At 59.8% G+C, this 19,955-nt stretch carries 18 protein-coding genes; 14 read left to right on the forward strand and 4 right to left on the reverse strand.

Going from position 1 to position 19,955, the window contains the following annotated elements:
- Positions 1-55: 55 nt before the first annotated feature.
- The 3 genes from gabD to PMI21_RS04600 all read left to right on the forward strand — a co-directional run bounded on the left by gabD (position 56) and on the right by PMI21_RS04600 (position 4,303).
- Positions 56-1,498, forward strand: coding sequence for an NADP-dependent succinate-semialdehyde dehydrogenase (gene gabD / locus PMI21_RS04610; RefSeq protein ID WP_033064196.1), 1,443 nt, complete (start codon positions 56-58; stop codon positions 1,496-1,498).
- 176 nt (positions 1,499-1,674) lie between these two features.
- Positions 1,675-2,952, forward strand: a complete 1,278-nt coding sequence (gene gabT, locus PMI21_RS04605; protein WP_007941027.1) for a 4-aminobutyrate--2-oxoglutarate transaminase — start codon at positions 1,675-1,677, stop codon at positions 2,950-2,952.
- A 136-nt stretch (positions 2,953-3,088) separates the two neighbouring features.
- Positions 3,089-4,303, forward strand: coding sequence for a response regulator (locus tag PMI21_RS04600; RefSeq protein WP_007941028.1), 1,215 nt, complete (start codon positions 3,089-3,091; stop codon positions 4,301-4,303).
- A 40-nt stretch (positions 4,304-4,343) separates the two neighbouring features.
- On the opposite strand, the gene PMI21_RS04595 is transcribed toward PMI21_RS04600, so the two are convergent.
- Positions 4,344-5,333 (reverse strand): GGDEF domain-containing protein, encoded by a 990-nt coding sequence (locus PMI21_RS04595; protein ID WP_007941029.1) that lies wholly within the window; start codon positions 5,331-5,333, stop codon positions 4,344-4,346.
- 144 nt (positions 5,334-5,477) lie between these two features.
- Positions 5,478-6,662, reverse strand: a complete 1,185-nt coding sequence (desA, locus tag PMI21_RS04590) for a delta-9 fatty acid desaturase DesA (RefSeq protein ID WP_007941030.1) — start codon at positions 6,660-6,662, stop codon at positions 5,478-5,480.
- A gap of 148 nt (positions 6,663-6,810) precedes the next feature.
- On the opposite strand from desA, the gene dibA reads away from it, so the two are divergent.
- The 6 genes from dibA (at position 6,811) to PMI21_RS04560 (ending at position 12,996) form a co-directional block, all read left to right on the forward strand.
- On the forward strand, positions 6,811-8,736 hold the full coding sequence (dibA, locus tag PMI21_RS04585) for a phosphodiesterase DibA (protein WP_007941031.1): 1,926 nt from the start codon (positions 6,811-6,813) through the stop codon (positions 8,734-8,736).
- 223 nt (positions 8,737-8,959) lie between these two features.
- Positions 8,960-9,142, forward strand: a complete 183-nt coding sequence (gene oscA, locus PMI21_RS04580; RefSeq protein WP_007941032.1) for a sulfur starvation response protein OscA — start codon at positions 8,960-8,962, stop codon at positions 9,140-9,142.
- A 74-nt stretch (positions 9,143-9,216) separates the two neighbouring features.
- Entirely contained in the window at positions 9,217-10,230 is a 1,014-nt protein-coding gene (locus tag PMI21_RS04575; RefSeq protein ID WP_007941034.1) for a sulfate ABC transporter substrate-binding protein, read from the forward strand.
- Positions 10,231-10,301: 71 nt separating this feature from the next.
- A complete protein-coding gene (cysT, locus tag PMI21_RS04570) occupies positions 10,302-11,120 on the forward strand; it encodes a sulfate ABC transporter permease subunit CysT (RefSeq protein WP_007941036.1) in 819 nt (272 codons plus the stop codon).
- Positions 11,121-11,133: 13 nt separating this feature from the next.
- Positions 11,134-12,003 (forward strand): sulfate ABC transporter permease subunit CysW, encoded by an 870-nt coding sequence (gene cysW, locus PMI21_RS04565; RefSeq protein ID WP_007941037.1) that lies wholly within the window; start codon positions 11,134-11,136, stop codon positions 12,001-12,003.
- Between the two features lie 3 nt (positions 12,004-12,006).
- Positions 12,007-12,996 carry a sulfate/molybdate ABC transporter ATP-binding protein gene (locus PMI21_RS04560; protein WP_007899637.1) on the forward strand — a complete coding sequence of 330 codons (990 nt, stop codon included), beginning with the start codon at positions 12,007-12,009 and terminating at the stop codon, positions 12,994-12,996.
- 115 nt (positions 12,997-13,111) lie between these two features.
- Here the strand turns inward: PMI21_RS04560 and PMI21_RS04555 are convergent, their stop codons facing one another.
- The gene (locus tag PMI21_RS04555; RefSeq protein WP_007941038.1) at positions 13,112-13,630 is read right to left on the reverse strand and encodes an Mpo1 family 2-hydroxy fatty acid dioxygenase; all 519 of its coding nucleotides are present in this window, start codon (positions 13,628-13,630) and stop codon (positions 13,112-13,114) included.
- 84 nt (positions 13,631-13,714) lie between these two features.
- Here PMI21_RS04555 and PMI21_RS04550 point away from each other — a divergent pair, with 84 nt between their 5' ends.
- Entirely contained in the window at positions 13,715-14,461 is a 747-nt protein-coding gene (locus tag PMI21_RS04550; RefSeq protein ID WP_007941039.1) for a Crp/Fnr family transcriptional regulator, read from the forward strand.
- On the opposite strand, the gene PMI21_RS04545 is transcribed toward PMI21_RS04550, so the two are convergent.
- Positions 14,409-15,413, reverse strand: coding sequence for an AraC family transcriptional regulator (locus PMI21_RS04545; protein ID WP_007941040.1), 1,005 nt, complete (start codon positions 15,411-15,413; stop codon positions 14,409-14,411). The two genes, PMI21_RS04550 and PMI21_RS04545, sit on opposite strands and share 53 nt — an antisense overlap.
- 100 nt (positions 15,414-15,513) lie before the next feature.
- Here PMI21_RS04545 and PMI21_RS04540 point away from each other — a divergent pair, with 100 nt between their 5' ends.
- The 4 genes from PMI21_RS04540 to PMI21_RS04525 all read left to right on the forward strand — a co-directional run bounded on the left by PMI21_RS04540 (position 15,514) and on the right by PMI21_RS04525 (position 19,632).
- Entirely contained in the window at positions 15,514-16,587 is a 1,074-nt protein-coding gene (locus PMI21_RS04540; RefSeq protein ID WP_007941041.1) for a fatty acid desaturase, read from the forward strand.
- 424 nt (positions 16,588-17,011) lie between these two features.
- Positions 17,012-17,593, forward strand: a complete 582-nt coding sequence (locus tag PMI21_RS04535) for an alpha/beta hydrolase (RefSeq protein WP_007941042.1) — start codon at positions 17,012-17,014, stop codon at positions 17,591-17,593.
- A gap of 61 nt (positions 17,594-17,654) precedes the next feature.
- On the forward strand, positions 17,655-18,587 hold the full coding sequence (locus tag PMI21_RS04530) for a sigma 54-interacting transcriptional regulator (protein ID WP_007941044.1): 933 nt from the start codon (positions 17,655-17,657) through the stop codon (positions 18,585-18,587).
- A 262-nt stretch (positions 18,588-18,849) separates the two neighbouring features.
- Positions 18,850-19,632, forward strand: coding sequence for a MetQ/NlpA family ABC transporter substrate-binding protein (locus tag PMI21_RS04525; protein ID WP_007941045.1), 783 nt, complete (start codon positions 18,850-18,852; stop codon positions 19,630-19,632).
- The last annotated feature ends 323 nt before the right edge of the window (positions 19,633-19,955 follow it).

The raw sequence follows: 19,955 nt of genomic DNA on the forward strand, positions 1-19,955 counted from the left end.
TTTCTACAATCATAATTCGCTCCGCGTCAGCGCGGTGCTGTTAAGGAAAGCCGACATGCAGCTTAAAGACACCCAGTTGTTCCGCCAGCAAGCCTTTATCGATGGCGCTTGGGTCGATGCGGACAACGGTCTGACGATCAAGGTCAATAACCCGGCAACGGGCGAAATTCTGGGCACTGTGCCGAAAATGGGCGCTGCCGAAACCCGCCGTGCGATTGAAGCCGCTGATAAAGCGCTGCCGGCCTGGCGTGCACTGACCGCCAAGGAGCGCGCGAACAAGCTGCGTCGCTGGTTCGAGCTGATCATCGAGAACCAGGATGACCTGGCTCGCCTGATGACTCTGGAGCAGGGCAAGCCATTGGCTGAAGCCAAGGGCGAGATCGTTTACGCCGCTTCCTTTATCGAGTGGTTCGCCGAAGAAGCCAAGCGCGTTTACGGTGACGTGATTCCGGGCCACCAGCCAGACAAGCGCCTGATCGTGATCAAGCAGCCAATCGGCGTGACCGCTGCCATCACCCCGTGGAACTTCCCGGCCGCGATGATCACCCGTAAAGCCGGCCCGGCCCTGGCCGCCGGTTGCACCATGGTGCTCAAGCCTGCTTCGCAAACCCCGTTTTCCGCGTTCGCCCTGGCTGAACTGGCTCAGCGTGCCGGTATTCCGAACGGCGTGTTCAGCGTGGTGACCGGCAGCGCCGGCGACATCGGCAGCGAGCTGACCGGCAACCCGATCGTGCGCAAACTGTCGTTCACCGGCTCGACCGAAATCGGTCGTCAGTTGATGACCGAGTGCGCCAAGGACATCAAGAAGGTCTCGCTGGAACTGGGCGGCAACGCGCCGTTCATCGTGTTCGACGACGCAGACCTGGATAAGGCCGTCGAAGGCGCGATCATTTCCAAGTACCGCAACAACGGCCAGACCTGCGTCTGCGCCAACCGCCTGTACATTCAGGATTCGGTGTACGACGCGTTCGCCGAGAAGCTGAAAGTGGCCGTGGCCAAACTCAAGATCGGCAACGGTCTGGAAGACGGCACCACCACTGGCCCGCTGATCGACGAAAAAGCCGTGGCCAAGGTTCAAGAGCACATTGCTGACGCCGTCGGCAAAGGCGCTACCGTGCTGGCGGGTGGCAAGAGCATGCAAGGCAACTTCTTCGAGCCGACCATTCTGACCAACGTGCCGAACAACGCGGCCGTGGCCAAGGAAGAAACCTTCGGTCCGTTGGCGCCACTGTTCCGCTTCAAAGACGAAGCCGACGTGATCGCGATGTCCAACGACACCGAGTTCGGTCTGGCCTCGTACTTCTATGCTCGTGACCTGGGCCGTGTGTTCCGTGTGGCTGAAGCCCTGGAATACGGCATGGTCGGCGTCAACACCGGGTTGATCTCCAACGAAGTCGCGCCGTTCGGCGGCATCAAGGCGTCGGGCCTGGGCCGTGAAGGCTCCAAGTACGGCATCGAAGATTACCTGGAAATCAAATACCTCTGCCTGGGTATCTGAGTCCAATTGCTTCAAGCGCAAAGGGCACGAGAGCGCTGTCCCTTTGCGCGCTTCAAACGGAATTTTCTCTGTGGCCGGGAACGCTGCGGCAGTCGATCATCGCATGCTGCCGTAGTTGCTTCCCCGCCGCTTAATCCTTGAACCACGCCGACCGATGAGCGGCGAATGAGGAATGTATGAGCAAGACTAACGCTGATTTGATGGCCCGCCGCACCGCTGCTGTACCGCGTGGTGTTGGCCAGATTCACCCGATCTTCGCCGACTCCGCGAAGAACGCTACCGTGACCGACGTTGAAGGTCGTGAGTTCATCGACTTCGCCGGCGGTATCGCCGTGCTGAACACCGGTCACGTGCACCCGAAAATCATCGCCGCCGTCACCGAACAGCTGAACAAGCTGACCCACACCTGCTTCCAGGTTCTGGCCTACGAGCCGTACGTGGAAGTGTGCGAAAAAATCAACGCCAAGGTGCCGGGTGATTTCGCCAAGAAAACCCTGCTGGTGACCACCGGCTCCGAAGCCGTGGAAAACTCCATCAAGATCGCCCGCGCCGCCACTGGCCGTGCCGGCGTGATCGCGTTCACCGGCGCTTACCACGGTCGCACCATGATGACCCTGGGCCTGACCGGTAAAGTCGTGCCTTACTCGGCCGGCATGGGCCTGATGCCAGGCGGCATCTTCCGCGCGCTGTACCCGAACGAACTGCACGGTGTGAGCATCGACGATTCGATCGCCAGCATCGAGCGCATCTTCAAGAACGACGCCGAGCCACGTGACATCGCTGCCATCATCATCGAGCCGGTGCAGGGCGAAGGCGGTTTCTACGTCGCGCCTAAAGAGTTCATGAAGCGTCTGCGCGCTTTGTGCGACCAGCACGGCATTCTGTTGATCGCTGACGAAGTGCAGACAGGCGCTGGCCGTACTGGCACCTTCTTCGCCATGGAACAGATGGGTGTTGCCGCCGACCTGACCACCTTCGCCAAATCCATCGCTGGCGGCTTCCCGCTGGCCGGTGTGTGCGGCAAGGCCGAATACATGGACGCCATCGCTCCGGGCGGCCTGGGCGGCACTTACGCCGGTAGCCCGATCGCTTGCGCCGCGGCCCTGGCCGTGATGGAAGTGTTTGAAGAAGAGCACCTGCTGGACCGTTGCAAAGCGGTTGGCGAGCGTCTGGTGACTGGCCTGAAAGCCATCCAGGCCAAGTACCCGGTTATCGGTGACGTGCGTGCCCTGGGCGCAATGATCGCGGTCGAGCTGTTCGAAAACGGCGACAGCCACAAGCCGAACCCGACTGCTGTAGCAGCCGTTGTGGCCAAGGCTCGCGACAAGGGCCTGATCCTGCTGTCGTGCGGCACCTACGGCAACGTTCTGCGCGTGCTGGTACCGCTGACCGCGCCGGACGAGCAACTGGACAAAGGCCTGGCGATCATCGAAGAGTGCTTCGCCGAGCTCTGATCCGTTTGTGAACTGATCGACAAAAAACCCGCTTCGGCGGGTTTTTTTATGTCCTTTGAAACACATCAGGGGCAATTGGGCTGTATCGAATGGCCGGCATTGACTAAGGTGCAAGCATTGCCGTTGGAGTGTGCAAATGACTGCTGTGGTGTTACCCGCTGTACCGCGAGTGCTGATTGCCGAGGCGGACCCTTGGTCCCGCGACCTGCTGAAGCAGGTGTTGTTGAATGTGCGCTGCGACGCACGGCTGGACCTGTGTGCCGATGGCCAGGAGACCCTGCAGCTGTTGGCGGAAAATCCTTATGACCTGGTGATCGTCGACTGGGAGTTGCCCGGCGTCGATGGCCTGAATGTCTTGCGCAGCGTTCGTCAGCGCAAACGTAATCCGCCGTTGCCGTTCATTCTGATGAGCAGCCGCAACGACAGCGCCAGCGTGCGTGAAGCCTTGCCCCTGGCGCCCACGGCGTACCTGACCAAACCCCTGGACATGGAAAACCTGACCCAGCGTCTGCAGGATTTGCTGCTGAACGCCGGTGAAGAGGTGTCTTGCGAGGTGCCGTCATTGGCGCCGGGAATGACCTTGTCGGTGTATCTGGAGCGGCGGCGCGAACTGGCGGACGGTGCACCGCTGATGACCGATGTGCAGGTGGCGATCAAGCGCAGCCTCAATCCCAATGGCCTCGATTTGACGCGACTGGAAGACGAGATCCGCACCGATCCGCAAGTCACCGCTGTCCTGATTGCCGCCGCCAACAGCGCGGCCCAGCATCATGGCGCCGCCGTGCAAACCCTGTCGCAGGCGCTGCATCGCTTGGGCACCGGGCAAAGTATGAACCTGATTCTGGGCCTTGCCCTCAAACGCAGTGCCCGGCTCAGTGATCCGCAACTGGCTGACTATGCCGAGCGCTATTGGGAATTGTCCCTGCACACCGCCGAATACGCGCGAACGCTGGCGCGTTTGCTGGATCTGGATCAGGAGCGCTGTTATTGCGCAGGCATGCTGCATCGCCTCGGCGACCTGGCGTTGCTGCGCTGTTTGCAGGAGTGGAAGCAGGCCGGCGGTGAGCTGGATGAATGGGAGGAAGTCGGCGATGCCCTGGCCGACTTCGGCGCGGCCTACGGTTCGGCGCTGCGTACCCGCTGGCGCCTGCCACTGGAGCTGCGTGAGCTGATTGCGGCGGTTTATCAGCTCGGTGGCGGGGTTTACTCCCGCGAAGCGCTGGTGATGAACATGGCCGCGCAACTGGCGCGCCTGACCGAGCATGAGGGGATCGAAGCATTGGCCAAGAGTCGCACGGCGCGGTTGCTCAAGATCGGATTGCCGGAGTTGATGCGTTTGCGCAAAAAATAGGCTTTGTAGCTCGTTCCCACGCAGAGCGTGGGAACGATCATCAGCCGGAGATTATCCGGTTCTTGCCCTGGCGCTTGGCCTGGTACATCGCCGCATCGGCGCGGGCGAACAGGCTGTCGAGGTTTTCATCCTCGGGCGTAAGGCTGCTCAGGCCCTGGCTGACGGTGATGCCGAACGTCTGGTCGCCATGGCTGAAATTCAACCGCTGAATCTCCCGTTGCAGGCGCTCGGCCACTTGCATGGCCATGTCCGGTGCGCAACCGGGGAACACTGCGGCGAATTCCTCACCGCCGATCCGCCCGAACAGATCACCGCGCCGCAGGGCCGCGCGACCGCTCTCGGCGATGCGTTGCAGCACCTTATCGCCTTCCGGATGGCCGTAGGTGTCGTTGATCACTTTGAAGTCATCGATGTCCAGTAGCAGGAAGGCCAGCGGCTTGCCTTGCGAGCGCGCCTGCTCGAATTCGCGATTGGCACATTCGAAGAAGTGTCGACGGTTGCTGCTCTGGGTCAGCACGTCGGTGGTGGCCAAGCGGTGGAGCTCGGTTTCCATCTGCTTCTTTTCGGTGATGTCTTCGGCAATGCCGACGATGATCACCGGTTGGCCCGGCTCGGCCTGACGGTTGATGAAGCACTTGTCGCTGAGCCAGCGCACCTGGCCGTCGGCGGTAATGATGCGGTATTCGCGGTCTTCAATGGCGCCGTTGACCAGCACTTGCGCCAGACTGCGCTCGGCGTAGTCCAGATCGTCGGGGTAAACACTGTCGCGCCAATGGTTGTAGTCGGACAGCAACAGGCCGGCGGGGCGGCCGAAGATCCGGTCATAGGCCGGGCTGACGTAGAGCACCTGACGGGTTTCCCAATTGAATGCCCAAAGCACGGCGTTGACGCTGACCAGCAGCGAGCTGAACAGCTGTTCGCGTTCGCTCAGGCGCGCCACTTCGCCTTGCGCATGCATCAGCGCCATCAGCGTTTGCGCGGCCTCGGGCCACTGTGGAAGGGATGTGTCTTGTAGGTTTTTATTGACCATCGGCACAAGTCTCAAAGGGCGTGCCGCTATTTCGACAGCGGCCAACACAAAGCCCGCCTGAATGGCGAAGTGTCTTTGAGATAGGGGATTTGGAGCGAAGTTCCGAAGGGTGCGCCCGCGAACGGGGCGCACCGATCAACGGCGTCAGGCAGCGGCAGGGCGCAGGGAGTAGGTTTTCAACTGGTCGGCGAAATCACGCAGGGATTGAATCCCGCTGGCTTCGGCCTCGTGTACCCAATCCTTGATGGCAGCCAGCATGTCGTGACCATTTGAGCTGGTCTTGACCCAGATCTGCTGCAGGGCCAGGCGTTTCTCGTAAATTACCTTCAGCGCCTGGCTGTGCTCGAGCATGGTCTGGATGCGCATGTGGTGTTTGTCGTCCAGCAGGCTGGTTTCCCGCGAGAGCAGGCGTTTGGCCCGGTGGAACTGATGGCGGACCGAGTGATCGACCTTTTCCAGCTCTTGCTTGACCAGCGGCGCGATTACCAGCTTGCGGTACTGGGCCATGATCTGGAAGCGGTTGTTGAGGATCGCCATGGCGGTGTCCATGTCCAGGCTGCCTTTGCCTTCGACACGGTGGGCGATCGGCGCAACACGCTGGACTTTGGCCAGGCGCAGGAAGCTGAAGACCTGGATCCAGGCCCAGCCGAGGTCGAATTCCCACTTCTTCACCGACAGTTTGGCCGAGTTAGGGTAGGTGTGATGGTTGTTATGCAGTTCTTCGCCGCCGATCAGGATGCCCCAGGGCACCAGATTGGTCGCCGCATCGCGGCATTCGAAGTTGCGGTAGCCGATGGCATGGCCCAGGCCATTGACCACGCCGGCGGCCCAGACCGGGATCCACATCATCTGGATGGCCCAGATGGTGATGCCGATGGTGCCGAACAGCAGCAGGTCGATGACACCCATGATCGCCACGCCCAGCAGCGGGAAGCGGCTGTAGAGGTTGCGTTCGATCCAGTCTTCGGGGCAGTTCTTGCCGTAGATGCGCAGGGTCTCGGGGTTTTCCGCTTCGGCGCGGTACAGCTCGGCGCCTTTGCGCAGAACGGTGGACAACCCTTTGATGACCGGGCTGTGCGGGTCATCGACGGTTTCGCATTTGGCGTGATGCTTGCGGTGGATAGCGGTCCACTCGCGGGTGTTCTGCGCCGTGGTCAACCACAGCCAGAAGCGGAAGAAATGTTTCAGGCCGGCATTGAGCTCAAGCGAGCGATGGGCTGAATAGCGATGCAGATAGACCGTGACGCCGACGATCGTGACGTGGGTCATCAGCAGGGTGACTGCCACCAGTGACCAGGGCGATAAGCCAAGAAAACCTTCGTACCACATAGCCTATAGGACCCTCGATAAAGAAAAAAACAGCCGTCGCATTATCACTTAGCCCACAGATAAAACCAGTCGCCCTTTCAGATAAGAGTGGCCGGATGTTTCTTTAATCTATAATTCCGCCCTATTTTGTAGGGACATGGACGCTCGAATGTCAGCCACATATCGCGATGCCTTGCGTGCAGCGCTGCTTTACTTGGTGCTTTCCGTAGTCTGGTTGCAGTTCAGTGGTTATTTATTGAACAGTTTCTTCGATAACTCCACCGACCTGCTGCGCTGGCAACTGATCAACGGTTATGCCTGGGTGGCCTTCAGTGCCGGGCTGATTTTCATCGCTCGGGCACGTTTGTTTCGCTGCCTGGGCGTCGGCGCCAAATTGCGTGAGCGCACTGCCGACCGGGAGCGTTTGCGACAAGCGGCCGCGGTGTTCGATTGCACTCGCGAAGGGGTGCTGGTCACCAATAGCAAAGGGCTGATCGTCCATGTGAACCGGGCGTTCATGGAAATCACCGGCTACCAGTGTGAGGAAGTGCTGGGTCAGCGACCGAGCATGTTCAAGTCGGGCCATCACCCGCCGGGTTTCTACCAGGCGATGTTCGCGACACTCGACAGCCTCGGCGAGTGGAGCGGGGAAATCTGGAACCGTCGCAAAAGCGGCGAGATTTACCCGCAATGGCAGACGATCCGCCTCATTCACGACGAGCAGGGGCGGCTCAGCCAGTACGTGGCAGTGTTTTCTGACATCAGTGCGATCAAGAACTCCGAGGATGAACTGACGCACCTGGCCCACCACGATCCTCTGACCGATCTGCCTAATAGGCTGCTTTTTTCCGACCGGGCCGGGCAGGCCGTGGCTTCGGCGCAGGTCCATAAGCGCGGGTGTGCGTTGCTGATGATCGACCTCGATCATTTCAAATTGATCAATGACAGCCTCGGCCACAGTGTCGGCGATCAACTGCTCAAGGCCGTGGCTGAGCGCTTGAAGGCCTTGTTCGGCCCGGGTATCACCCTGGCACGGTTCAGTGGCGACGAATTTGCGGTACTGGCTGAAAATTGCCCGCAACCGGGGCACGCCGCGGCGCTGGCTCAGCGGGTCATCGATGGCCTCAAGGAGCCGTTTCAGGTCGACGGGCATTCATTGTTTATCAACGCCAGTGTCGGCATCAGCCTGTTCCCCAGCGATGCGTTGAGCGCCGAGCAACTGTTGCGCAATGCCGACTCGGCACTGTTCAAGGCCAAGAGCGCCGGTCGCGACGGCTATGCCCTCTACACCGAAGAGCTGACCGCACATGCCCAGCAACGCGTCGAGATTGCGTTCGAATTGCGCCGAGCACTGGAGCAGCAAGAATTGCGGGTTTATTACCAGCCCGTGCACGACCTCAAAACCAGTCGCCTGATCGGTGTCGAGGCCTTGGTGCGCTGGGAGCATCCGCAACGTGGGCTGGTGTCGCCGGCTGAATTCATCCCCATTGCCGAACGCACCGGGCTGATTGCCGAGATCGATGCCTGGGTCATGCGCCAGGCCTGTGAGCAAATGTGCCAGTGGCAAGCCGCGGGCATGGTGTTGTCGTTTGTCGCGGTGAACGTTTCTTCGCGCCTGTTCGCTCGCCGTGAGTTGTACCAGCAGGTGGCTCAGGTGCTGCACGACACCGGACTGGACCCGGCGTATCTGGAGCTGGAAGTCACCGAAAGCGCGGTAATGGAGGACCCGGAAGTGGCGCTGGAGCAGATGCACCGCTTGCGTGAGTTGGGTGTGCGGCTGGCCATCGATGACTTCGGCACGGGCTATTCGTCATTGCTGCGGCTCAAGCGTTTGCCGGTACAAAAGCTCAAGATCGATCAGGGATTCGTCGCAGGATTGCCGGGTGATGAGGATGACGCGGCGATCGCGCGGGTGATCATTGCGCTGGCGCAAAGCATGGGAATGCAGGTGCATGCCGAGGGGATCGAGCAAGTCGAGCAGGCGGCTTTCCTGCTCGAGCACGGTTGCGATCTGGGGCAGGGGTACTGGTTTGGGCGGCCGATGCCGGCGGCTTCATTGGATTGGGCTCGGGCGCCGGTGATTTTCCCGCGCTGATCGTTCCCATGCTCCGCCCGGGACGCTCTGCGTCCCTGATCGCGGGGTGACGCAGAGCGTCACTGGATGCATTCCCACGCGGAGCGTGGGAACGATCATTCTTCTGGTTATATAAACATTCTTAAATAGTATTTTTAAGAATATCTGCGCCTATCTACTATTGCTCTCACGCCGTACGCAGTGCCCGCCACTGCCAGGCATATCTCATTAAAGGAGCAGCACCATGAGCGCATCCCTACGTAGTGTTGACGGGCAGGACGAAGCCACCATTTTGCGTGAAATCCAGAGCGCATTGCGCGATCTGCGCTTTGGCGCGGTGGAGATCACCGTGCACAACGCCCAGGTGGTACAGATCGAACGTAAAGAGAAATTCCGTTTGCAGAACCCGGGTAACAAACCGAGCTAAAAGATCGCAGCCAGGCAACCCGTTCCAGACCATAAGAAAAAGCCACCACACCAAGAATTCCAGGAGCTTTCACCATGTCGTCGATTCGCCATTTTGCTTTGGCCGCCCTGGCCAGTGCCCTTTTTGCTGGTTCCGCGGTTGCCAAGGATTACGAATTGCTCAACGTGTCGTATGACCCGACCCGTGAGCTGTATCAGGACTACAACGCCGAGTTCATCAACTTCTGGAAAAAGGATCACGCTGGCGACAATGTGAAGATCCAGCAGTCCCACGGTGGCTCAGGCAAGCAGGGCCGGGCGGTGATCGACGGTCTGCGGGCCGACGTGGTGACCCTGGCCCTGGCCGGTGACATCGACGAAATCGCCAAGCTCGGCAAGAGCCTGCCGGCTGACTGGCAAAAGCGTCTGCCGCAAGCGAGCACGCCTTACACCTCGACCATCGTGTTCCTGGTGCGCAAGGGCAACCCGAAAGGCATCAAGGACTGGGGCGACCTGACCAAAAACGGCGTGGAAGTCATCACCCCGAACCCGAAAACCTCCGGCGGTGCACGCTGGAACTTCCTCGCGGCCTGGGCCTATGGCCTGAAAGCCAATGGCGGTAACGAAGCCAAGGCCAAAGAGTATGTGCAGACCCTGTTCAAACATGTGCCTGTGCTGGATACCGGTGCTCGCGGCTCGACCATCACTTTCGTCAACAACGGTCAGGGCGACGTGTTGCTGGCCTGGGAAAACGAAGCCTTCCTGGCCTTGAAAGAAGACGGCGGCGCCGACAAGTTCGACATCGTTGTGCCTTCGCTGTCGATCCTTGCCGAACCACCGGTGGCCGTGGTCGACAAAAACGCCGAGAAAAAGGGCAACACCGAGATCGCCGAGGCGTACCTCAAGCACCTGTACAGCCCGGCCGGCCAGGAAATCGCAGCGAAAAACTTCTATCGTCCACGTGACAAGGACGTAGCTGCCAAGTACGCCAAACAGTTCCCGACCCTGGAGCTGGTTTCCATCGACAAGGACTTCGGCGGCTGGAAAACCGCACAACCGAAATTCTTCAACGACGGTGGCGTGTTCGACCAGATCTACCAGGCGCAGTAACCTGAAATAGATTAGCCAACGGGCCCCGATTTCACCGTCGGGGCTTAGCGCGTTCTCAACCAAGGACTTTTATGTCGCGTCGTATCTCCCCCGTCATACCCGGCTTCGGGCTGACGCTGGGCTACACCTTGGTGTACCTCAGCCTGATTGTGCTCATTCCACTGGCGGCGATGTTCGTGCATGCCGCTCAACTGACCTGGGACCAGTTCTGGGCAATCATCTCGGCACCTCGGGTGCTGGCCGCGTTGAAGCTGAGCTTCGGCACTGCGTTGTACGCCGCGGTCATCAACGGCGTGATCGGCACGCTGCTGGCCTGGGTGCTGGTGCGCTACACCTTCCCGGGGCGCAAAGTCATCGATGCGATGATCGATCTGCCCTTCGCATTGCCCACTGCCGTGGCCGGTATCGCGCTGACCGCGCTGTACACCCCTACCGGCCTGGTGGGTCAGTTCGCGGCGGACCTGGGTTTCAAGATCGCGTATACCCCCCTCGGCATCACCCTGGCGCTGACTTTTGTAACGCTTCCATTCGTAGTACGTACGGTACAGCCTGTACTGGCCGATATCCCGCGTGAAGTTGAGGAGGCGGCGGCGTGCCTGGGGGCAAAACCGCTGCAGGTTTTCCGCCATATTCTGGTGCCGGCGCTGCTCCCGGCCTGGTTGACCGGTTTCGCTTTGGCCTTTGCCCGTGGGGTCGGCGAGTACGGTTCGGTGATTTTCATCGCCGGCAACATGCCGATGAAAACCGAAATTCTGCCGCTGCTGATCATGGTCAAACTCGACCAGTACGATTACACCGGCGCCACCTCCATTGGTGTACTGATGCTGGTGGTTTCCTTTGTCCTGTTGCTGCTGATCAACTTGTTGCAGCGGCGCATCGAAACCCCATAAGGAGGCGCGAAAAATGTCCCAATCGTCTATTGCAGCGGCCTCCTCGAACGCCGCCCGCCGTGGCAGTGCCGCTTCGCGGCGAATCCTGATCGGCCTCGGCTGGCTGATTTTTGCGCTGTTTCTGTTGCTGCCGCTGTTCATCGTGGTGTCCCAGGGCCTGAAGCTGGGCCTGGGGGCGTTCTTCACCGCGATCTTCGAACCGGATGCCTTGTCGGCGTTAAAACTCACCGTGATTGCGGTGTTGATTTCGGTGCCGCTTAACCTGGTGTTCGGTGTCAGCGCAGCGTGGTGCGTGAGCAAATACTCATTCCGTGGCAAGAGCATGCTGGTGACCCTGATCGACCTGCCGTTCTCGGTGTCGCCGGTGATCGCAGGTCTGGTCTACGTATTGATGTTCGGCGCCCAGGGCTTGTTCGGCCCGTGGTTGCAGGATCACGACATCCAGATCGTGTTCGCCTTGCCGGGCATTGTGCTGGCGACGATTTTCGTCACCGTGCCGTTCGTGGCCCGTGAGCTGATCCCGCTGATGCAGGAACAAGGCACCCAGGAGGAAGAGGCCGCGCGCCTGCTCGGCGCCAATGGCTGGCAGATGTTCTGGCACGTCACCGTGCCCAATATCAAATGGGGCCTGATCTACGGCGTGGTGCTCTGCACGGCCCGGGCAATGGGGGAGTTCGGCGCGGTGTCGGTGGTTTCCGGGCACATTCGCGGGGTGACCAACACCTTGCCGCTGCACGTAGAGATCCTCTACAACGAATACAACCACGTGGCCGCGTTCGCTGTGGCGAGCCTGTTGCTGATCCTGGCGCTCTTCATCCTGCTGCTCAAGCAGTGGAGCGAAAACCGTATTAACCGCCTGCGCGCCAGCGCCGCGGAGGAATAAGTCATGTCGATCGAAGTGCGTAACGTCAGCAAGAACTTCCACGCGTTCAAGGCGCTGGACAACATCAGCCTGGACATTCAAAGCGGCGAGCTGGTGGCGCTGCTCGGTCCATCGGGTTGCGGTAAAACCACGCTGCTGAGGATCATCGCCGGCCTGGAAACCCCGGATCAGGGCAACATCGTGTTCCACGGCGAAGACGTTTCCGGCCACGACGTGCGAGATCGCAACGTCGGTTTCGTGTTCCAGCACTACGCCCTGTTCCGCCACATGACGGTGTTCGACAACGTCGCGTTCGGTCTGCGCATGAAGCCGAAAAACCAGCGCCCGAACGAAAGCCAGATCGCGGTGAAAGTCCACGAACTGCTGAACATGGTGCAACTGGATTGGTTGGCCGATCGCTACCCGGAACAACTCTCCGGCGGCCAGCGCCAGCGCATTGCGTTGGCCCGCGCCTTGGCGGTGGAGCCGAAAGTGCTGTTGCTCGACGAGCCTTTTGGCGCGCTCGACGCCAAGGTCCGTAAAGAACTGCGTCGGTGGCTCGCACGGCTGCACGAAGATATCAACCTGACCTCGGTATTCGTGACCCACGACCAGGAAGAGGCGATGGAAGTCGCTGACCGTATCGTGGTGATGAATAAAGGCGTGATCGAGCAGATCGGCTCGCCGGGCGACGTCTACGAAAATCCGGCCAGCGATTTTGTCTATCACTTCCTCGGCGATTCGAACCGTCTGCATTTGGGCGAAGACCGACACGTGCTGTTCCGTCCACACGAAGTGTCGCTGTCGCGGCATGAACTGGAAGACCACCACGCCGCTGAAGTGCGCGATATTCGCCCTCTGGGCGCCACCACGCGGGTGACGCTGAAGGTCGAAGGCCAGAGCGAACTGATCGAAGCCGAAGTGGTGAAGGACCACGACAGCCTGGTTGGATTGGCGAAGGGTGAGACGTTGTTCTTCAAGCCCAAGGTCTGGCAGAAAGTCGCCAACATTTAAGATCAAAAGATCGCAGGCTGCGCCAGCTCCTACGGGGTTTTGGGTTGAACACATATCTGTGGCCAACCCAAAACCCCGTAGATAGCTGGCGCAGCCTGCGATCTTTTAAAGCGGCCTAAGCCGCTGCATTCTTCGGATTGATTCGCACGCCACCCACTCGCGCCTCGATCTGCTCTTTGAGCTCATGCCGCATCCCGAGCAAAAACGCCAACTCAACCACCACAAACAACGGCCCGACAATCAACCCCGTCACATCATCGACGAACGCCGGTTTGCGCCCCTCGTAATGATGACCGACAAACTGAATCGCCCATCCCACCACAAACATTCCGATACCGCTGGCAAGCCACACCAGAGTGCTTTGCTGAGCCAGCACATGCCCCGCCCACACGCACAGCCCCAACAGCACCGTCATCAGTACGCCGAGGCGCAGTTCCAGCCGCAGGTAAAACCACGCCGACGCCAGTGACACCAGCACTGCCGGTGACAGCCCGCCCCCGGCCCATTGCGGACGCGACAGCAGCACGGCCACCGCCACCACGATCAGTGGAATACCCACGAAGTGGCTGGCGATATTGCGCGGATCGCGGTGGTAGGCGGCGTATTGACTGAGATGGTCAACGAGGCTTTTCATTGTTATTCCTCCTGTAGGGTGATTGATGATGCCCCGGGTTCATCTCTCGCTCTGTCAGCCAGGCGACAATCTCCAGGAGTTTTCATGGACATGCAGGTTTGGCGTTCGCGCCTGGATACGGGGCAATGGTTCAGTCATTTACCTGTTTCCTTACAGGATAGTCTGCTGAAAATCGCCCGGGTTCGGCGGTTGTCGCCGGGGCAGCGGCTGTTCAAACGCGGCGATCCCCCGTGCGGGTTGTATGCGGTGCTTGAAGGTTCGGTGCGCATTGGCGCGGTGAACGAGCAGGGCAAGGAAGCACTGCTGAGCCTGGTGGAACCGCCGCATTGGTTCGGCGAGATCTGCCTGTTCGATGGCCAGCCGCGAACCCACGACGCGTTCGGCACAGGCCATTGCATCCTGTTGCACATCCCGCAAACGACGCTGCTGGCGTTACTCGACGAACACCCGGTGTACTGGCGGCAACTGGCATTGTTGATGAGCCACAAACTGCGCCTGACCTTCATCAACCTCGAGCAGTTGAGCCTGTTGCCGGCTCCGGCACGCCTGGCTCATCGCTTGTTGATGATTGCCGAGGGCTATGGCGAAATCGCCCCGCCGCGTCGTGTGCTGCAACTGCCCCAGGAGCAACTGGCGTCGATGCTGTCGCTGTCGCGCCAGACCACCAACCAGATCCTCAAGGAGTTGCAGGGGCAAGGGGTTCTGAACCTCAAGTATGGCGAGATCGAGATTCTGGATGCCGAGCGGTTGCGGGCGTTGGCGACACCTTCCGGATCTGTCACCGCAACCCATCCCGAAACTGCCCCGGGGTCATCCCGGTCCAGCGCTTGAACGCCCGGCTGAAGCTGCTGGTGTCAGCGAATCCCAATAGATAACTGACCTCGCTCAATGAGCATTGCGGGTCGCGCAGGTGCAGTAGCGCGAGGTTTTCCCGACTTTCGTTGAGCAGCGTATCGAACCGACAACCTTCGTCCGCCAGGTGCCGTTGCAGGCTGCGCAAGCTCAAGTGCAGTGCCTCGGCGATGCGATCGGCCGACGGTTCGCCTTCGGGTAGTTGCTCTTCAATGGCGTCGCGAACCTTGCGCTCCCAGGTCAGGGGCTTGAGTTGCGCCAGGGTGCGTTTGAGCACGGTTTCGTTGTGTTCGGCCAGTTCCGGGTTGGCGTCGTCCAGGTGGCTGTCGAAATCCACCAGGGCGAATTCCAGTCGGTCTTCCTCGGCGGCGAAATACACCGGTGAGCGGAACACTTTGTGCCATTGGTGCGGGTCGGTCGGTTCCGGACGGCGCAGGTACACCGCCAGCGGCGCGTAGTCACGGCCCAGGCGATTGCGGCAGGTGCGCACGTAAATCGCCGTGAAGGCGTCGATGGCTTCGAAGGCGGGCGCGGGGTTGCCCTGGGGGATTTTCAGGCGGAAGCGGTAGCGATCCTCGGCGCGGGTCAGTTCCAGGTCCAGCGCATCGCTGACCACGTGGTGATAACGCACGATGCGCTCGAACACTTCCCGCAGGCTGCCGCTGGCCACCAACGCATACCCGAGCGCATGAAACGTGGTCGGACTGACAAAACGCGACACCCGCAAGCCAATCGCCGGGTCGCCACTGACCTGCACCGCGATTTCCCACAGGCGTGTGGTGCCGGACAACGGGTAACGGGCGTTCGGGTCGTCCATCAACTGCGGGTCGAGCCCTGCCTGTCGGCACAGGGCGGTGCTGTCGAGGCCCAGCGCATCGAGCTGCTTGCGCAGGGCGCGGGTCCAGCTGGCGAGGGAGGTCGGTTCAGTCATGTCGATTGGCGCGTCCGGTCAACAGGTTGGCGTTCACGGCTACCGCTGTATGAAGCATCACAGGGCAGGATGCGAACATCAATAACCAGAGGATGGAAGCATGGACGGTACTTCTGCAAGTCCCCAGCGACTGAATGCAGCACAACGATCAGCGCATATTCGCCAGGTGGTATTGGCCAAAGGCGTCGAGTTGCGCGGGCGCTACCCGGTTCTCAACCATCAGGACGCCTTGGGCGCAAGTATTCTGGCTTTCGCCCTGGCCGGGATGATCGGTTCTGCAGTGCTCTACATCAACGGCTACATGGCCTGGTGGGCATGCCTGTTGCTCAACGCGTTCTTCGCCTCGTTAACCCATGAACTTGAGCATGACCTGATCCACAGCATGTATTTTCGCAAACAGCGGGTGCCGCATAACCTGATGATGGGCCTGGTGTGGCTGGCGCGGCCGAGCACCATCAATCCCTGGATCCGCCGCCATTTACACCTCAACCACCACAAGGTGTCCGGCACCGAAGCCGACATGGAAGAGCGGGCGATCACCAACGGTGAGCCTTGGGGTTTTGCGCGGCTGTTGATGGTCGGAGACAACGTGATGTCGGCGTTCATCCGCATGCTGCGGGCCAAGACCTGGGCGCACAAGTTCAGCATCATCAAGCGCTCCCTGAAGGTCTACGCACCGCTGGCGCTGGTGCATTGGGGGGCGTGGTATGTGTTCCTCGGTTTTCACGCCGCCAACGGTATCGCGCATCTATCGGGGGCGCCCATCGACTGGTCGGCGACGACATTGGCGGTGATGCAGGTGATCGACATCGCTGTCGTGGTGATCATCGGCCCGAACGTGTTGCGCACGTTCTGCCTGCACTTTGTCAGCTCGAACATGCACTACTACGGTGACGTGGAGCCGGGGAATGTGATTGAGCAGACTCAAGTCTTGAACCCTTGGTGGCTGTGGCCGTTGCAGGCGTTCTGCTTCAACTTCGGCAGCAGCCACGGGATCCATCATTTTGTGGTGAAGGAGCCGTTTTACATCCGTCAGATGACCGTTCCGGTGGCGCATGAAGTGATGCGCGAGATGGGGGTGCGGTTCAATGATTTCGGGACGTTTACGCGGGCGAACCGATTTGTGCGCAAGGGAGCCACAGAGCCCCGGCAGGTGCATGCCGCTCAGGTCTGAGCAATACACCCGGAAACTCAAAGGCGAAAACGTTCGTCATCAATTTGACCCAAAGGGACGCTACGTTGTGACGCAAGCAGCGATGGTTCAGCAGTTGTTGAGGGATGTTTGTATATGCAATTTGGGCCTATTAAAGTAATTAAATATTCCTTTATTGGATAACCAATTTCGCCAATCATCGGCTTCAGGATTGTTGATCAGCGCTTACAGATTTTGAGTTTCCGGGGCCGTCTCCTTGGCAGGGTGCGGCCCCTTTTTTATTCCGGGCAAACACCCAACCCTTGTGGGAACGAGCCAGCTCGCTCCCACAGGTGATCTGCATATATTCTATATTGATCTTAATAAATAGCTTCTTATTCCTTAACGAATATAACTCTCCTCCCTATACTCGATCAGGAACAGACACGCAGCAGGAGAGCTCCCCATGCGCAACGAATCAATTCGCTACCTGATTGTGCCGGGCTGGCAAGGATCGCCAGAAGATCATTGGCAAACCCACTGGCAGAACAGTCTGCCAAACAGCGCGCGGGTGGAGCAGGCCGATTGGCTCACGCCTCGTCGCGAAGACTGGGTCGCGGCGCTGGCCGAGGCGATTGCCGCCGACAGCACGCCTGTGATCCTGATCGCCCATAGCCTGGGGTGCATCACCGTAGCCCATTGGGCGGCCACCGCGCCGCTGCAATTTTTGCGTCAGGTGCGCGGCGCCTTGCTGGTCGCGCCGGCAGACGTCGAGCGCCCGGCCTGCGCGCCAGCCCTGCGCAACTTTGCGCCGATCCCGAGCCATTTGCTGCCGTTCCCGAGCCAGGTCGTCAGCTCTGACAACGACGCCGCCGTGAGCGCGCCCCGTGCGCTTGAACTGGCGCGCCAGTGGGGCGCCGAGGCGGGGATTTTATCGGGGGCCGGGCACATCAACGTGAAGTCCGGTCACCGGCGCTGGGAACAGGGTTTTGCGTATCTCTATCGCCTGCAAAACCGCATGGAACAGCACGCCCTGCGCCGCGCCTGAACCTTTTCATTTTTTTTAGAGTCGCCCCCCGTCTCCCGGCGGTTTTGGGCGGGAGTCTGCCATGAGCTTGCATGAAACCTTCGGTCAGCCGCTGCTGACCTTTCCCGACGCGGAAAAAAGCCCGCTGAGCATTCGCGCCAAGGCGCTAGTGTTCGTCGACCCTCGTTCCCGGCAGTTGCGCCAGGAGCTGGAACAACTGGCGCCACGTTCGATCCCGGTGTTGATTCGCGGTGAGACCGGCAGCGGTAAAGAACTGCTGGCACGGCACATCCATCGCGCCAGTGATCGTGGCGGGTTGTTCGTGTCCGTCAATTGCGGGGCGATCAGCCCGACTTATGCCGACGCTGAATTGTTCGGCTATGCCGCCGGCAGTTACAGCGGCTCGGCCAGCAGCCGCGCCGGGTGGTTCGGTTCAGCCAACGGCGGCACCCTGTATCTGGATGAGATAGGCGACCTGCCGCTGCCGATCCAGATAAAGTTGCTCGCGGCCCTGGAAAATCACGAAGTCATCCGCGTCGGCGCGCACCAGCCGAGCCCGGTGGACGTGCGCCTGGTGGCGGCCACCAGCATCGATCTGGCCCAGGCGGTGGCTGCCGGAAAATTCCATGAGCGGCTTTATCACTACCTCAGCGAAGGCCAGCTCGAGCTGCCGGCCTTGCGTGAACGGGTGGGCGATATTTTGTCGCTGGCCGAATACTTCCTTGGCATCTACAGCCAACGCCTCGACCTGCCGGTGCCACTGATCAGTGAAGCCGCGCAGCATCTGCTGGAGCAACACAGTTGGCCGGGCAACACCCGAGAGCTGGAGAACGTCATTCACTTTGCGCTGTTGGTGAGCACCGGCGACGAGATTTTGCCGGAGCATTTGAATCTGCCGGAGGTGCCGGCGTCGTTGCTACAGATCGAGCAGCAACTCAAGACAATCCTCGCCAATGGCTCCGATGCCGAGAAAGCGGCCTTGAAACAACTCCTCAAAGCCACCGGGCTTTCGTAGGAGCTGGCGCAGCCTGCGATCTTTTGATCTTGATCTTCGGTGGCTTTGAAATCGCCAAAATCAAAAGATCGCAGCCTTCGGCAGCTCCTACATCGGGTATGGCAGTTGTATGAAAAAAATGGAATATGAAAGTGAATAAAAGATATTGTTCGGGAATAAAAAATCCCGGTATTGTCCGCGTCACGCCAGCGATAGCACTTCACTGGCACCTAAACATTTAGCCGTCGTCGATGACGACCGTGATTTTCGATAAGGACACTGCATGAAAAAGGTTCTGTTGTTCACCGCATTGGCGGCTGCCCTGACTGCGGGCCTGGCCCAGGCTGGCGAGAAACTGGTGGTGGCGGCGACCCCGATTCCACACGCCGAGATTCTGGAACTGATCAAGCCAACCCTCGCCAAAGAAGGCGTGGACCTGGAGATCAAAGTCTTCACCGACTACGTTCAGCCGAACGTGCAGGTCGACCAGAAGCGTCTGGACGCCAACTACTTCCAGACCCTGCCGTACCTGAAAAGCTTCAACGAAGGCAAAGGCACTAATCTGGTGACCGTGATCGGTGTGCACGTCGAACCGTTCGGCGGCTACTCGAAGAAAGTCAAAACCCTGGCTGAGCTGAAGGACGGCGCAACCATCGCCATCCCGAACGAAGGCAGCAACAGCGGCCGTGCCCTGATCCTGCTGCAGAAGGCTGGCCTGATCGAGTTGAAAGACCCGAAAAACGCTTTGGCCACCCCGAAAGACATCGCCAAGAACCCGCACAATTTCAAGTTCAAGGAACTGGAATCGGCCATGCTGCCGCGTGTTCTGGACCAGGTCGACCTGGACATGATCAACACCAACTACGCGCTGGACGCGGGTCTGAACCCGGCTAAAGACGCGCTGGTGATCGAAGGTGCGGATTCGCCTTACGTGAACTTCCTGGTGGCGCGTCCAGATAACAAGGACAGCGTTGCTATCCAGAAACTGGCCAAGGCCCTGACCAGCCCGGAAGTGAAAGCATTCATCGACAAGAAATACAGCGGCGCGGTACTGCCGGCGTTCTGATTCACCGCCGTCTCGAACCCCTTCAAGGTTTCAAACGCCGACGGCTAGTACAGCGTCGGCGTTTTTTATTACGCCAAGATCAAAAGATCGCAGCCTCGTTTCACTCGACAGCTCCTACATTGAAATGCGTATCCCCTGTAGGAGCTGTCGAGTGAAACGAGGCTGCGATCTTTTGCTTTAAGATTTCAGGCCACCCGCGCCTTCAACGCCCTGCGCAACGCCACCAGCAATTTCACGATGTCCTGCGGATCCAGCCGCTGTGGCACGTTTACGTTAGCCATGTTCTCTTCCTTGTGATGGTTCGGCCGGGGGAGTCTGGCCAA

The organism is Pseudomonas sp. GM18 (assembly GCF_000282195.1).
In the GTDB taxonomy this organism is placed as follows: Bacteria; Pseudomonadota; Gammaproteobacteria; order Pseudomonadales; family Pseudomonadaceae; genus Aquipseudomonas.